The organism is Sphingomonas sp. GM_Shp_1 (genome assembly GCF_026540895.1).
Classification (GTDB): domain Bacteria; phylum Pseudomonadota; class Alphaproteobacteria; order Sphingomonadales; family Sphingomonadaceae; genus Sphingomonas.
The window spans coordinates 72185-85704 of the sequence record NZ_JALNUR010000005.1 but is presented as its reverse complement, the minus strand read 5'-3'; the positions used below and the strand labels follow the sequence as shown (position 1 = coordinate 85704).

The following is a 13520-nucleotide window of genomic DNA, read 5'->3' as shown; positions in this document are numbered from 1 at the left end:
GTTGCGAGCCGTCAGAAGGGATAGGCGGGCGCGGCGCCCTTGATCGTCACCCACTGCCAATGGGTGAACTCCTCCCAATTGGCCGGGCCGCCGATCGCGGACCCGTTGCCGGAAGCGCCCACCCCGCCAAAGGGATTGACCACTTCGTCATTCACGGTCTGGTCGTTGATGTGGAGCAGGCCCGCGCGGAGCCGCTCGCCCAGCGCCATGGCGCGGCCGACATCCCGGGAAATCACCGCCGCCGACAGGCCATATTCGGTGTCGTTGGCGAGCGTCACCGCCTCGTCGTCCGTGTCGAACGGCACCAGCACCGCGACGGGTCCGAAAATCTCCTCCTCGAACGCCGCCATGCCGGGCGCCACGCCGTCCAGCACGGTGGGGGCAAGGCACAGCCCCTCGGCAGTGCCGCCCGCCAGGATACGTGCGCCGGCGGCGACGCTGCGGTCGAGAATGTCCCGCGCGTGGTCGAGCTGTGGCTGGCTGATGAGGGGACCGACCGCGACCGTGCCCGACATCGGATCGCCCGCGGGCAGCGCCTTCGCCTTGTCGGCCAGCCGCGCGGCGAAGGCGTCGAAGATCGCGCGATGGACCAGGATGCGGCCCGCCGTCATGCAAATCTGCCCCTGATGCAGCCACGCGCCCCAGGCGGCGTTGCGGGTCGCGAGGTCGAGATCGGCGTCGGCCAGGATGATCAGGGTGTTCTTGCCGCCCAGTTCCAGCGAGACCTTCTTGAGATGACGGCTCGCCGCCTCGCCCACCTTGCGGCCCGCCCCGGTCGAGCCGGTGAACTGGATCATCGCGACATTGGGGTCCGCGCACAGCGCCGCCCCCGCCTCGCCGCCGCCGGGCAGCACCGACAGCGCGCCGGCGGGCAGCCCCGCCTGTTCGAACAGTCGCGCGATCACCAGGCCGCCGCAGACCGCCGTGCGCGGGTCCGGCTTGAGCAGCACCGCATTGCCCACCGCCAGCGCGGGCGCCACCGCCCGCATCGCCAGGTAGAGCGGGAAGTTGAACGGCGCGATCACCCCGACCACGCCGAGCGGGCGACGCCGCGCCAGGCTGAGCCGCCCCGGCTCGCTGGGCAGGACCAGCCCCTGCGCCTGATGCGGCATGGCCGCCGCCAGTTCGATCGCCTTGATCGTGATCGCCAGCTCGAACTCCGCCTTGGCGCGCACCGAGCCGCTTTCGCGCATGACCCAGGTCACGATCTCCTCGCCATGCGCCCGCGCCAGCGCCGCCGCCTGGACGAAGACGCTCGCCCGGACATCGGGTGTCGCCGCCGCCCAGTCCCGCTGCGCGGTACGTGCCGCCGCCGCCGTTCGCGCGACGGTCGCCGCGTCGACCGAGGCGGCCCGCGCCAGAACCGCACCGGTCGCGGGTTCGAGGACGTCATAGCCCTGACCACCCTCGATCCAGTTCCCATCAAAGAACCGGCCATCGAGATGCGCGGCGTCGAGCAGGGATGTCATATCGCTCTCCTTTATGATCGTTGGGATGTTGGACGGCGCGGCGCCGAGCATCGTCGGAATGGCATGACACCCATCATCCGCTTCCTCTCCATAGGATGCCGCATTCTGTCGTGGCGACTGGTCCGAAGCTTTCGCTTTTGTGGAGGCAAGCATGTCGGGGCCGGTGCGGCCCGTCCAACACCAACTTTATATCCCGTTGATACCTACAAGGTTGCTGCGCCTATGCCCTCTGCGCACGACCCAGACGAACCCCAGCAACAGTTCGCCGGCCCGGGAAAACCGATTCATCCCTTGCAGTTATGCGAAACACTCATCGGTCAACCGCCGGACATGGGCGAAGGCGTCTCGCGCGCCGTTCAACATCAAGGCATCGTCCGTCTGATCCAGGTTCAGCGCATCGACCGCGCGGGTGAACCGCTTCCAATATTGGCCGCGCCCTTCGGGAGGATCGGCGAGGTGGCGCGCGCCGAACGCCTCGCCAAGGCCCAGCGCCGCCGCACGTTTCAAAAGCGACCCAGCGCCGAGCGTCGACCCCTCCGCGACCCACAGCCATCCGATGGCGGCGGCCGGATCGATCCGGCTGGCGTCGAACGGGGCTCGTCCTTCATCCACGGGCGGCGACCGACCCAGATCGCCCAGATCCTGCCGCACCCGCTCCAACCGCCGCCGATTGGGCAGTTCCAGCGAGGCTGGAAGGGGAAGAGCGCGGCTGTAGAGCCCGTCGATCGCCCGGTGGAAACGATATTGCATCGTCAGCAACCGGACATAGTGATCGCGTGTCTGGAAAGGCCCCGCGGAGATGATCCGGTCGTCCAACCGGTCATGCGCGCTGCGGGTCGCCTGCATCAGCCGCTGAGAGCGCGAGAGAGATCGGGTGGCAACGACCAGGGCGGGGCCGGAAGCGATGTGGGAGGCGATGACGGTCATGGTGAAATCCCTTCGGTAACGGTTCAGCGACGCAAGGCGAAGTCGATCGGGACCTCCACGGTCACCGGATCGCCGGGAACGGCGTCATCGACGGCGGGCAAGGGAGAAGCCCGGCGCACCGTCGTCCGCGCCTCCATGTCGAGCAGCGGATAGCCGCTGCCATGGACCAGCTCGACCGCGATCACCTCGCCCGATCGGCGCAAGGTGATGGCGACCCGCGCCACACCCTGTTGCCGCGCCGCCTCCGCCTGGCGCGGATAGCGGCGATAGCGTTTGAGATGGCCGAGCAGACGCGCCCGCCAGTCCGCCGCAGCCGCTTCCGAGGCGGCGGGGGCAGGTCTGGCCGGACTTTCCACCGGCTTCGCGACTACGGATGGAGCCAGCACCGGCGCCGACACCGGTTGCGCCGACGCAACGGCGGAGGGCAAGGCGATCGACGGTGGGGCGCTGCTCACGACCACCGGCGCGGCCATGGTCGGCGAGGATGTCGTCGCCACGGCCATGGGCGGCTTCGGGGCAGGCGGCTGGGGATCGACGACCGGATCGGGCGGCGGCTCCGACCGGGTGAGCGGGACGGACTCCGCGACGAACACCGCCATCCGCCCCGCATCCATGGCCGGGGTCGGTGGCGTGAACAGGCGGATGCTCAGCAACAGCGCCGCCAGCATCCCGCCCGCCGCCAGCGCCGCCGTTCCGAACGCCCGCGCCTGTACCGGCTGGCGATAGCCGGATCGCCGATCGTCAGAATGCATGTTCCAGCCGAATGCTGGCAGCCGTGCGACGGAAGGAATAGAGCCAGTCGACATTGCTCTTCACCCGATTGTGCTGAAGGAGGATATTGGGGGTCAGCCCGGCGAGGCGCAGTTTGGGCAGGCGCAGCACGGCGGTCAGGTTGGTTTCGCGGTCGTGGCGTCTGGCCGCCAGCAACTCGCTATAGGCGCGGTAGTCGCGCTGGCGGACCGAGCCGATCAGCGACAATTCGGCCCAGTCGCCAAAGCCATGCACCACGCCCAGCCGCGCCCCCATATGGCGATAGGCATTGGCGAGGGCCCCTGCCCCCTTGTCCCCAGCCTCCAGGCCGGCGAGCAGCGTCCAGCCGCCGGGCCGCGAAAGCCAGCCGGTCAGGCTCGCTTCAGTCAACGGGCCGTCGAGATCGGCGAAGTCGCGGCGGTAATGAAAGACGCGACGCGCCAACTCCAGACGCAGCGCGGTGGCGGGTGACGGCGTGACCATCGCCTCGGCGCGCAGGCCCGGCGCGGTGAAGAGCAGGCGATTACCGAAGCTCGACAGGTCGAAGGTCGGCGACAGGGTCAGGCTGCGCCGCGCGGTCTGATGGTCATAGCCGATCTGCGCGCTCAGCGTCGCCTGGTTGAAGCCGCCCTGCTTCGGCCAGACATCGCCATAGACGAAGGCGCGCGCGAGCAGCCCGCCATGCCCCTTCAACGCGATCCGGCGGCTGATATTGCCCTCGACGTTCAGCCCGACCGAGGCGATGGCGGGTGGCAGTGTCCGGTCGATCAGGCACACGCCGTTGTCGCCGGTGAGCAGGCAGGTCTGGCTGGCCGAGCTCTGGTTGAGATTGCTGCCATAGCCGGGACCGAACGCGATCATCCCCTGCCAGCCGCTCCGCCGGTCGAGCACGGCAAGGAAGGTGTCGACGGTCTTGCGGACCCCGGCGGCCTGCGCGCCCTGTCCCGCCAGTTGATCGCGGATCGCGCGGAACAGGCGCTTCGCCTCGCGGTCCTGGCGATCCTCGAACAGCACGCGGCCGAGTTCGAGGCGGCCGGGCAGGAAATCGGGCTGGATCGCCAGCAGCGCGCGGTACTGGCGCTCGGCCTCGCCCAGCCGGCCTTCGCTGCGTGCGAGACCGCCCAGCGCCCAGGCGACCAGCATCGGGTCGGGCCGGGGCAGCGCCCGGTAGCGGGGCAGGAAGCGGCGGACATCGGCCCAGTTCTTGCGCGCGACCGACAGGTACAGCGCGCGACCGAGATCGTCGGGATTGTTGGCGACCGTATAGACCTGTCCGTCGATGGTGATGCGGTCCGGCGGCTCGGTGCCGTCGATCGCGGCGCGCTCCTGCACGGTCGCCCGGCGGTCGATGCCGGGGTCGAGGCGCAGGCGATTGTCGTCGCTGCGCGCGCTCTGCGCGGCGGCGGGCGCGGCCAGCAGCAGCGTGGCGAGCGTCAGCAGCGGGGGAATGAGCGTGTGGCGGATCATGATCGTGGTGGAACCGGGCCCCCGCAAGGGAGAGACGGGAGCCCGGCCCTTCGCGTCAGTTCTTCGTGCCGCCGAACGCGGTGTCGTGCTGACGGGCAGCGTCGAACTTGACGGTTCCGGCCAGCGCCGCCGCGTTCGCACCGAAGAAGCGACCGTTCACTGCGCCACCGGATGCGACCGTAGCCCCCGATTGGGTGGCGACCGCACCATTGCCAGAGAAGGTCGCCCCGATGATCCGGGCCGTGCCGATGTTGACGCCCGCCCCGGTCGAGCTGGACAGGCTACCGCTCAGCGTGCCCGAGGTGCCCGACCCGAAGTTCGCGGTCAGCGTGCCGGTCAGGACGCCCTTGTTGGCATAATCGCTGATGCCCTTGACCGCATAGGTCGCGGTGCCGCTCGTGGGAACCGTCGTCCCGCTGGTATTGCCGACATAATAGACGGTGTGATCGCCCGCCGAGGCGTTGCCGGTCTGCGACCATTCGCCGAACCACAGATCGGCCGAGCCGACCTGCGCGAAGCGGAAATCGCCATAGCGGCTATGATCCTGGGTGTTGCTGCTCGCCATGTTGAGGTGGCGGACACCGTTCAGGTCGGGAAGCGCGTACAGGCTAAGACCCTGGAAATCGACCTTTCGCCCATTGGTTCCCGGCACGGCGATTCCGGCTCGCCCGGCAACATGAGGGCCGCCGTTCACGTCGCTAACGCCCACCGTCACCTTGTCGGTGTCGCTGGAGCCACCGGCGAACTGGGCCTGTGCCGAACCGGCGCTCAGGGCGGTGGCGAGGCCGGCGAGAAGGATGGTCTTCATCTTGATGGAGGTCATGCTATACTCCTGTGGTGGTGTGCGCCCGATCGCTTCGGGCGCATCGATCCGGCCCCGTCGCCCCAGTCCGGTTTTCAGGAAGGACATGGACGGCGGGGTCGAATTTCGGGATCATCAGAAGCGGCCCGTCAGGCTCAACCGGACGGTGCGCCCGGGGGCGGGCATCATCGAACGGGTGAGCGGGTCCGCATAATAACGATCGTTGAGGTTGGTCCCGACCAGCTCGGCCGAGAAACGGTTGTTCAGCCGGTATCGGACATAGGCGTCGGCGGTGACGATCTCGCCCCAACTGAACGGCACGTTGAGCGAAAAGACGTCGAGCTGCTCCGCTTCCGGCAGGTCGGCGATCTTCTGGAACAACGGATTATTGTAGCGGCTGTAATAGGTCAGCCGCCCGCCGATCTCGAGCTTCTTGTCGAAAAAGCGTCCGCCCATCGTCCAGTTGACCGTCTGCTCCGGCGTCGCCTGGGTCAGCAGGAAACCGTCCGGAAAGCCATATTTGACGCAGTTCGGGATGCTGCCATTCTTCCGGTCGGCCAGCGCCGCGACGCTTTCGTCACAGACCCGGTTGGTGGTCATGAACGCCGCGCCCAGCTGGCTGTAGAAGCCGCCGGTGTCGATCCGCGCTTCGGCCTCGATCCCGGCGATCGTCTGTTCCTGGACATTGCTGAACTGGAGCTGGGTGGACCGCTCGACCACATCGGTGATGTGATTGCGATAGAAGGTCAGCTTGATGTCGGCGCGCTGATCCTCCCTGTTCAAGCGTAGCAGGCTGCGCAGGTCGCGGACCAGCCCGATCTCATAGAGCCTGGCATGTTCAGGCCGTAGCGGTGCCACAGGGTTGAACGAGGCCGAGAAGCCCAGCGTGCTTTCGAACATGCTTGGGAAGCGCCACGTCTCGATATAGCGGGCATAGGCACGGGTATGTTCGTCGGCATAGACGGTAGCCGAGAGGCTCGGCGCCCATTTGTGTGCCGAGCGACGAGGCGCGGTGATCGGGACAATTTCAGCGATACTCTGCAGAATGCAGATTCCGTTATTGCCGGGGATCGTATTGATCGTCCCGTTGACACAGGGGTTTTCCGCCCGCCGATAGCGCCCCTGAGCGTCGGGGGCCCAGACCGGCCCAACCTGATCGAACGAGATCGGGTAAGGGCTTGCCAGATAGTCCGGCAGAATAGACGCGAGAATGCTCTCGATTTCCTCGGCCGGCGCGCCCACCAATAAGCTTTCGATATATCGCCTATAGAACGCTTCGCCGGTACCCTCGACCTGGAACGAGGACTGGAAACCCTTGTAAAGAACGGAATTTAGATTGGCATTGCCCTTGGCGATCTGGTCGCGCGCGAAATCGTCCACCGCCCAATATCCGGCATAGCTGAGCCCGGCATTCAGCTTCAGGAAACTGGCGGGTCGCCACTCGCCGTCCAGCCGGACCAGGAATTCCTCGCGCCGCCCGGCGCGCGGGAATTGTCGCCAGCCCTGGAAGTTCGCGGGATCATAGACGTCCCGCGACGCCAGCTTCTCATGCTGCCAATTGCCGCTCAGCGTCAGGTCGAGCTTCGAGCCGAAGCGAAGCGTGTTGCTGGCGTTGAAGCCGTAGCGATCGTTCATCGCATTGGCGCGGGCATTGTCGATGATGATCGGATTCTGGAAGGTCGCGAAATTGGGCATCCCGCCCGAATTATAGGTGTCGCTCCGTGTGTCGGTAGCCCAGAGATTGGCCTTCAGGTCGATCCAGCGGCTGTCCGGCTGCCACTTATATTCGACATTGTAGGCGCGGGCATGGACCTTGCTGAGCGGCCATTGGGCATTGCCCATGTCGATAGGGATGCGCGACGGCATGATCTCGCCGTAACGGGTGACGCTGTCGCGCAGGCTGACCAGCAGATACTGGTCGTCGGCGATGTGCCAGGTCGCCTTGAGCAGCACCGATTCCAGATCACTGGAAGTGTTGGGCACCTCGTTGCCGGGCACATAGCCGATGGCCAGCCGCCGGATGCGGTTGAGGTTGCGGGACGGCAGGTTCGACTGCTCATAATAGTCTGCGCCGGTCGTGCCGGAGAAATAATTGCCCCGCTCGCGAAAGGCATAGGCGGCGAACAGGTCCAGCCCCTCGATCCGCAAGGCACCGGCCACCCGCACGGCACGGTCGCCGAACGAGAAGAACTTATTGTCCGACCCGGTCCGCGGCACGACGCGCAAATACGGGTCGTTCAGCGCGAAGCTGGGCGAAGTCTGCGGAAAGCCCGGCACGGTGCGATAGTCGCGGCCGGTCAGCAGCGTCGGCAGGCGCGGGTCGGTCGAATTGTTGCCGCCCTCCAGCCGCAGGTCGAGACCGAAGGTCCGGCCAGGGCGCAGCACGTCGTCGGCATCCAGCGTGTTGATGACGACGGTGCCGCCGGTCGAGCTGCGGATATTGCCCTGGTCGGTCGGCCCGCGCAGCACCTGCAGGCCCGAGATCAGGTTGGGGTCGACATAGGAGCGGTTGCTCGCGCCGTTATAGCCGCGCCACACGGTCAGCGCCTGTTCGGTGCCGTCGATCACGACCGGCACGCGCCCCGGCCCCTGGATGCCGCGAATACTGGGGTCGAGCGCGCCGCTGTTGCGCGCGTCGCCGCTGAGCACATTGACCATGCCGGTCAGCAGGTCGGAGGTGGTGACGCCCTTGTAGCGCTCGATCTCGGCGCGGTCCTTGTAGCCGCTGGAGAAATCACCGTCGAAGACCGTGTCATGGCCGCGCTGGGCGCGTGTTTCGGCCACGTCGCGCGGGGCGGCGTCGCCCTCCACCTGCAAGGCGTCGGTGACAAGCGGCCCCTTCTGCGCTCCGGCTGCGGCGCGCGCGGGCGCCTGCTGTACCGTGAGCACCTTGTCCGCGATCCGCCAGTCGAGGCCGCTTCCCGCCAGCAGCTGGTCGAGCGCCCGCGCGCGGTCCATCCGCCCCGTCACACCCGGCGAACGCTTGCCCGCCACCAGCGTCGCGTCGACACCGAGTTGGAGATGGGCCTGCTGCGCGAATTGCGCCAGCGCATCGCCCAGCGGCTGCGCCGCGATGCTGACGCTGACGCTCGCCTGCTGGGCCTGTACCGCCAGCGGTGCGATCAGCCCCGCAAGCGACGAGGCCGAAAGCAGCATCGCCAGCCCCACGCTCTTGTACCGAAGCTTATGGCGCCCAAATCCCGGATATCTGTTCGTCACGTCGTCCCCCGATGGTCAAAATGGCATGATTGCTATTGCGCATCATTCTCATTCACTGGGTAGACGAATGCCGCCTGGGATTTTTCGGCTTTTTTTTCGGATGGTGAAAAAGGGTCGCTTAACCGGCAGTGACGATGGTGATCCAGGGCGTGACCTGCCACACCGTCGCGCCATGCGCCCGGCGGATGGCGGCCAAAGCCCGGTCGGGACGACGCAGGTCGTAAACGCCTGTGACGTGGCGTGCCATACCGCTCCCACGCGCCAGAAGCAGCCCGCGATGCCACGGACGCAGCGCCGCCACCACCTCACCCAAAGGGCGATCCGCCATGACGAGCTGGCCTTGCGTCCAGCTCGCTATCGCCGATGGTGGAGCGGACGATTTCCGGACGTGGGCCGTCGCACAGTCCAGTTCCGCCACGTCGCCCGGCTGCATGTCGCTCGGATCGATCGCACCATGCTCGCAAGACGCGCGCACCCGTCCTTCCCGCACCGCAATATGCGCGCCATCGTCATCGCGCCGAACCTCGAAGGCGGTGCCCAAATCGGTCGCCACCGCCTCGCCCACCTTGACGCGGAACGGGTGGGCGGCGTTATGCCGGACCTCGAAAAAGCCGGTGCCGCGCAACAGCCTCACCTGCCGCGCGCCATCGAGCGCGATCGCACTGTCGGGAGCCAGCGTGACCCGGCTACCATCGGCCAGCCTAACCCTCCTTACTTCGCCGGTCCCCGTCACAAAATCGGCCTCCGCAAACGGCAGCAGGACCTGCCCGACGAAGATCGCCGCGATCGCCCCCGCCATCACGACGGGCAGTACCCTTGTCCATCGGCGCGGCACGTATGGGGACGACACGGGGTAAGCCTCACAGGCCAGACGGACCATATCCCCGACATGATCCAGATCGCGCCATGCCGCGTCACATGCAGGCGACCGCCGCCAGTGTCGGAAGCGCGCCCGCACGCCGGCATCGTCGGGACGCTCCTGCAACAGGATCATCCAGTCCAGCGCCTCGCGCCGACAATCCTCGTCCGCGATCATCCCGTCCCCCTTCCGCGCTCACGGAGACATGACGAACGGCGCGACCCATTTTTCGGATCATCGGTCAATGCCGCTTCGGTTCCAGGCATTTGCGGCACCGCTCCACACCTTGCGTCACCAGCCCATGGGCGGTGGTGACCGACACGCCCAGCTCGGCGGCAATCTCCCGCAGCGGGGCGCCCGATACGCGATGAAGCTCGACCGCACGACGCATCCGGGATGGCATCCGCGCCAGTTCGGCCGTGACCAGCGCCAGTTCCTCCCGCGCCATCAGCGCCCGGTCGACGCCCACCGCCTCGCCGTCCAGCATCTCGGGATCGCCGTCCGGGTCCAGCGTCGTCACCTGCTCGCGCCGCCGCCGTTGTCGATACTCGTCCAACGCCAGGTTCCGCACGACCCGGCGGACATAGCCGACCGGCGCGTCGATGCTCGTTTCCGCAGCCCCTTGCGACAGGCGGATCCACGCCTCCTGGACGATATCCTCCGCCGATGCCGTATCGCCCGTCAGCCGCGTCGCCTCGGCGATCAGCCGACGACGCTGACCGGCGAACAGCGCCAGAATGCGCCCGGGTCGTTCCATCACCAAAGCCGCATATCGGTCATGGGTGGCGCATCACCCGTACGGGCGGGACTGTCTGCGATCCGCGCGTCAATGCTAAAGGACGGAATCTCATCTCCGTTTGTGTATGGCGACGCACTTGGTCGGGGTCCCAGCGGAATTGAGCCTGCGACGACATGGCCGTTCCTCGCGCTTCGCCGAGCCATATTTGCAGCAGCCTGGTTTGTCTCCTGCCCCGTCATCGCCTGGCCCAGTACACAGGATGCTATTGCGAGTCGACAGCATTATCGTGGATGGGACTTATTCCGGTGCATTCGGGAGAGCGACGATCCATCACGCTTTGGCAGAAGCGGCGCATCCCTTTGGTGAAGGGCGGGCAACATGCTGGACCCATGGCTTCGACCAAAATTGGCGGTTGTACGAAGCGTCGTGCTTGAGAATGAGCAGCGTCGATATCGGCCACCCCTGCTGCCCGGTATCGACGCTGCTCGAAAGGATCCGCGTGCGTTACCTATTGGCCCTCTGGACCTGCATTCTCGTTACCCCACCGGCTCTGGGACAGAGCGGGCATCCGATAACGCCCGAGGACATACTGGGGGTTCGACAAGTTGCCGATGCGCAGATGTCACCCGACGGAAAGCGGATCGCCTATACCGTCACCGAGCGTAAGGGTGACGAACGCGTATCGCGCATCTGGATCGTGCCTGCCGATGGTTCGGCCCCGGCCCAGCCGCTGATCGTCGGCAGCGGCTCCGACACTTCGCCACGCTGGTCGCCGGATTCTCGCTCGTTGGCGTTTCTTTCGACGCGCAAGAACAACTGGCCGCAGTTCCGCTTCAAGCTGACCGGGCTGGAGGACCTTCCCCAGGTGGCGGCCAGGGCACCGGCAGCCGACGCGAACAAGCCGCAACTCCACCTGTTCGACTTTACCAGCGAAGCGCGCCCCCTGACCGACATTCCGGGCGGCATCAAAAGCTTCCGCTGGCTACCCGATGGCAGCGGCATGAGCTTCGTCCATCGCGACACCGGTGACGCCCGCCAGCGCGAACGCCAGGCGGCGAACAATGACGAGGTCGTCGCCTTCGATCGCAGCCTTTTCGACCGGCTGTTCGTCTATACGCTCGCGGATGGCCAGGCGCGGCTGATCACCCGTGGCGACGACAATGTCGGTGACGCGGTCGCCATCCCCGGCGGCTCGCATTATATCGCGCGGCTTGCTTCGTCGTCGAACCTCAACGACGTCTATTATGCGACCCGTACCGCCCTGCTCGACGGCGCGACCGGCCATATCGTAAAGACGTTGACGCCGCGCGGCCATTTCCTCAGCGAACCGTCGCCGGACGGCCGCCGCATCGTGCTCACCGAGCGGACCGAGAAGGGCATTTTGGGCGGCTATCCGCGCATCGTCGATCTGCGAACCGGCGACAAGATCGACGTGACCGGCCAGAACCCCGCCACCTTCGGTATTTTCAAGTGGAGCGCCGATGGCAGGACGCTGCTCGGCGGAGCGGAAGAAGGCACGCATGATATCGTCTACCGCGTCAACCTGACCACCGGGCGCGCGACGCCCCTGGCCCGCGTTCCGACCGGCGGCGATCGCTTCACCGCCTCGACCGATTTGCGGGTCCTGGCCATCGCGGGCAGCACGCCGGATCGTCCCGCCGCGATCTGGACCATGCGCGGCAGCAAGCTGGGACGCGTGGCCGACCATAACCCGCAAGTCGCCCAGTGGACTTTGGGAGCAACCGAAGAGATCGAGTGGAAGAGCAGCAAGGATGGCCGCGTCCTGCACGGCATATTGGTCTATCCCGCAGGCTATACCCAGGGGATGCGTGTGCCGATGGTCACCTATCTGCATGGCGGCCCGCTGGAAAGCTGGTCGAACGGCTGGAACGCGACCTGGTACTCGCCCGCGCAACTCCTCGCCTCGCATGGCTATGCGGTCCTGCTCCCCAATCCGCGCGGATCGAGTAGCGGCGGCGTCGATCTGGCCGAGGCGAATTTCGGCGACTGGGGCGGTCGCGACTATCAGGACGTTCAGGACGGTATCGACGCGGTGATCGATCGCGGTGTGGCCGATCCGAACCGGCTCGGCATCGGCGGATGGAGCTATGGCGGCTTCATGGCGATGTGGTCCGTCGGGCATACCGACCGGTTCAAGGCGGCCTATTCCGGCGCGGGGATCAGCGACCTGAAGATGATGGCGCTGACCACCGATATTTCGCCCAACTATCTGGGCGCCTATTTCCCGCCGGTGCTAAGCGCGCCGGACGTCTTCGCGGCGCATTCGCCACTGACCAGCGTCGAGCGTGTCACGACCCCGATCCTCCTGATCCATGGCGCCGATGACGATCGCGTGCCGCCGACCCAGTCGCTGGCCTTCTTCAACGCCCTCCGCTTTCAGGGCAAACCGGCAAAGCTGGTCCTCTATCCGCACGAGCCGCACATCTTCACCCGATATGCCCATCAGGTCGACAGCCTTACCCGCATGCTGGCGTGGTTCGACGCGCATTTGCGCTGAGCGTCGAACCTAGAGCCGCGATCGGTTGAAATGCGCCATCCAGCGTCGGAGCGCCGGATCGGCCGTCGCGGCGAGGATCGCGCGCAGCGTGTCGATCCGCTCGTCCTGGCCCAGCTTGAATTTCGCGGCGATCGCGGTGGGGCGGGCTCGGAAGCCGATGATGGCGCCGAGCATCCCTGGATAGCGCTCGCCCAATTCCGCGGTCGACCAGGGATCGGAGCGCGAGTGCTCCATCGCCATGATCAACACAGCCAGGGACTGCTCGGTCGCCGCTTCGTCGAACACGATATCCGCATTGACCCTGGCCTGCGCATAATTCCAAGTCGGTGCCCAATCGCGGAGTCCCGCCTGTTCGGGCGACACATAGCCTTCGGGGCCGCGAAACAGGATGGTGGCCGAAGGGTCCTTGGCCAGCGCGGCATGCAGCGGATTGCGCCGCGCCAGATGGCCGATCAACTCGATCAGGCGGCCGTCCTCATCATAGACACCGATCAGCGGCAGCAGACTGGCCTCCAGCCCTTCCCCGCCGCGCGCCGTCACCCAGGCGAGCGGATGCTCATCGATCAGCATACGGAGATCGGCATCGCCATAGCGCTCAAAGGGAGACAGAGGGCGTGCCCCCTTCGTCGAAACCAAGCCCTGCCGCGTCATGATCGCGCAATCGCGCGACGCCCCTCGCGCAACAAGCGCCAAGACATAAAATGGCGCGGGACCAAGCTTCACAAACCTGTGGCTGGGCCGTAGACCTCGCTAAAATCAATGGAAATGAG

The 13520-nt window shown here is 66.5% G+C and carries 10 protein-coding genes; 1 reads left to right on the top strand and 9 read right to left on the bottom strand.

Going from position 1 to position 13520, the window contains the following annotated elements:
* Positions 1-11 precede the first annotated feature (11 nt).
* The 8 genes from OXQ33_RS04685 to OXQ33_RS04650 form a co-directional block, all read right to left on the bottom strand.
* Positions 12-1469, bottom strand: coding sequence for a benzaldehyde dehydrogenase (locus OXQ33_RS04685; protein ID WP_267433532.1), 1458 nt, complete (start codon positions 1467-1469; stop codon positions 12-14).
* Between the two features lie 297 nt (positions 1470-1766).
* On the bottom strand, positions 1767-2315 hold the full coding sequence (locus OXQ33_RS04680) for a biliverdin-producing heme oxygenase (RefSeq protein ID WP_267433531.1): 549 nt from the start codon (positions 2313-2315) through the stop codon (positions 1767-1769).
* A gap of 104 nt (positions 2316-2419) precedes the next feature.
* Positions 2420-3148 carry an energy transducer TonB gene (locus OXQ33_RS04675; protein ID WP_267433530.1) on the bottom strand — a complete coding sequence of 243 codons (729 nt, stop codon included), beginning with the start codon at positions 3146-3148 and terminating at the stop codon, positions 2420-2422.
* Positions 3138-4613 carry a porin family protein gene (locus tag OXQ33_RS04670; protein WP_267433529.1) on the bottom strand — a complete coding sequence of 492 codons (1476 nt, stop codon included), beginning with the start codon at positions 4611-4613 and terminating at the stop codon, positions 3138-3140. Before OXQ33_RS04670 ends, OXQ33_RS04675 begins: the two co-directional genes overlap by 11 nt.
* A gap of 55 nt (positions 4614-4668) precedes the next feature.
* A complete protein-coding gene (locus OXQ33_RS04665) occupies positions 4669-5436 on the bottom strand; it encodes a Slam-dependent surface lipoprotein (protein WP_267433528.1) in 768 nt (255 codons plus the stop codon).
* Between the two features lie 114 nt (positions 5437-5550).
* A complete protein-coding gene (locus tag OXQ33_RS04660) occupies positions 5551-8571 on the bottom strand; it encodes a TonB-dependent receptor (protein ID WP_267433527.1) in 3021 nt (1006 codons plus the stop codon).
* Positions 8572-8752: 181 nt separating this feature from the next.
* Positions 8753-9670 carry a FecR domain-containing protein gene (locus OXQ33_RS04655; protein ID WP_267433526.1) on the bottom strand — a complete coding sequence of 306 codons (918 nt, stop codon included), beginning with the start codon at positions 9668-9670 and terminating at the stop codon, positions 8753-8755.
* A gap of 64 nt (positions 9671-9734) precedes the next feature.
* Positions 9735-10250 (bottom strand): sigma-70 family RNA polymerase sigma factor, encoded by a 516-nt coding sequence (locus OXQ33_RS04650; RefSeq protein WP_267433525.1) that lies wholly within the window; start codon positions 10248-10250, stop codon positions 9735-9737.
* 601 nt (positions 10251-10851) lie between these two features.
* Here OXQ33_RS04650 and OXQ33_RS04645 point away from each other — a divergent pair.
* Entirely contained in the window at positions 10852-12750 is a 1899-nt protein-coding gene (locus OXQ33_RS04645; protein WP_267433524.1) for a S9 family peptidase, read from the top strand.
* 9 nt (positions 12751-12759) lie between these two features.
* On the opposite strand, the gene OXQ33_RS04640 is transcribed toward OXQ33_RS04645, so the two are convergent.
* Positions 12760-13401, bottom strand: coding sequence for an FMN-binding negative transcriptional regulator (locus OXQ33_RS04640; protein WP_267433523.1), 642 nt, complete (start codon positions 13399-13401; stop codon positions 12760-12762).
* Between the last annotated feature and the right edge of the window lie 119 nt (positions 13402-13520).

What these genes read in the sequence shown, in the direction of transcription:
- OXQ33_RS04685 (WP_267433532.1), bottom strand. Translation starts at nt 1,469, where the DNA reads ATGACATCCCTGCTCGACGCCGCGCATCTCGATGGCCGGTTCTTTGAT.
- OXQ33_RS04680 (WP_267433531.1), bottom strand. Translation starts at nt 2,315, where the DNA reads ATGCAGGCGACCCGCAGCGCGCATGACCGGTTGGACGACCGGATCATC.
- OXQ33_RS04675 (WP_267433530.1), bottom strand. Translation starts at nt 3,148, where the DNA reads ATGCATTCTGACGATCGGCGATCCGGCTATCGCCAGCCGGTACAGGCG.
- OXQ33_RS04670 (WP_267433529.1), bottom strand. Translation starts at nt 4,613, where the DNA reads ATGATCCGCCACACGCTCATTCCCCCGCTGCTGACGCTCGCCACGCTG.
- OXQ33_RS04665 (WP_267433528.1), bottom strand. Translation starts at nt 5,436, where the DNA reads ATGACCTCCATCAAGATGAAGACCATCCTTCTCGCCGGCCTCGCCACC.
- OXQ33_RS04660 (WP_267433527.1), bottom strand. Translation starts at nt 8,571, where the DNA reads ATGCTGCTTTCGGCCTCGTCGCTTGCGGGGCTGATCGCACCGCTGGCG.
- OXQ33_RS04655 (WP_267433526.1), bottom strand. Translation starts at nt 9,670, where the DNA reads ATGATCGCGGACGAGGATTGTCGGCGCGAGGCGCTGGACTGGATGATC.
- OXQ33_RS04650 (WP_267433525.1), bottom strand. Translation starts at nt 10,250, where the DNA reads ATGGAACGACCCGGGCGCATTCTGGCGCTGTTCGCCGGTCAGCGTCGT.
- OXQ33_RS04645 (WP_267433524.1), top strand. Translation starts at nt 10,852, where the DNA reads ATGTCACCCGACGGAAAGCGGATCGCCTATACCGTCACCGAGCGTAAG.
- OXQ33_RS04640 (WP_267433523.1), bottom strand. Translation starts at nt 13,401, where the DNA reads ATGACGCGGCAGGGCTTGGTTTCGACGAAGGGGGCACGCCCTCTGTCT.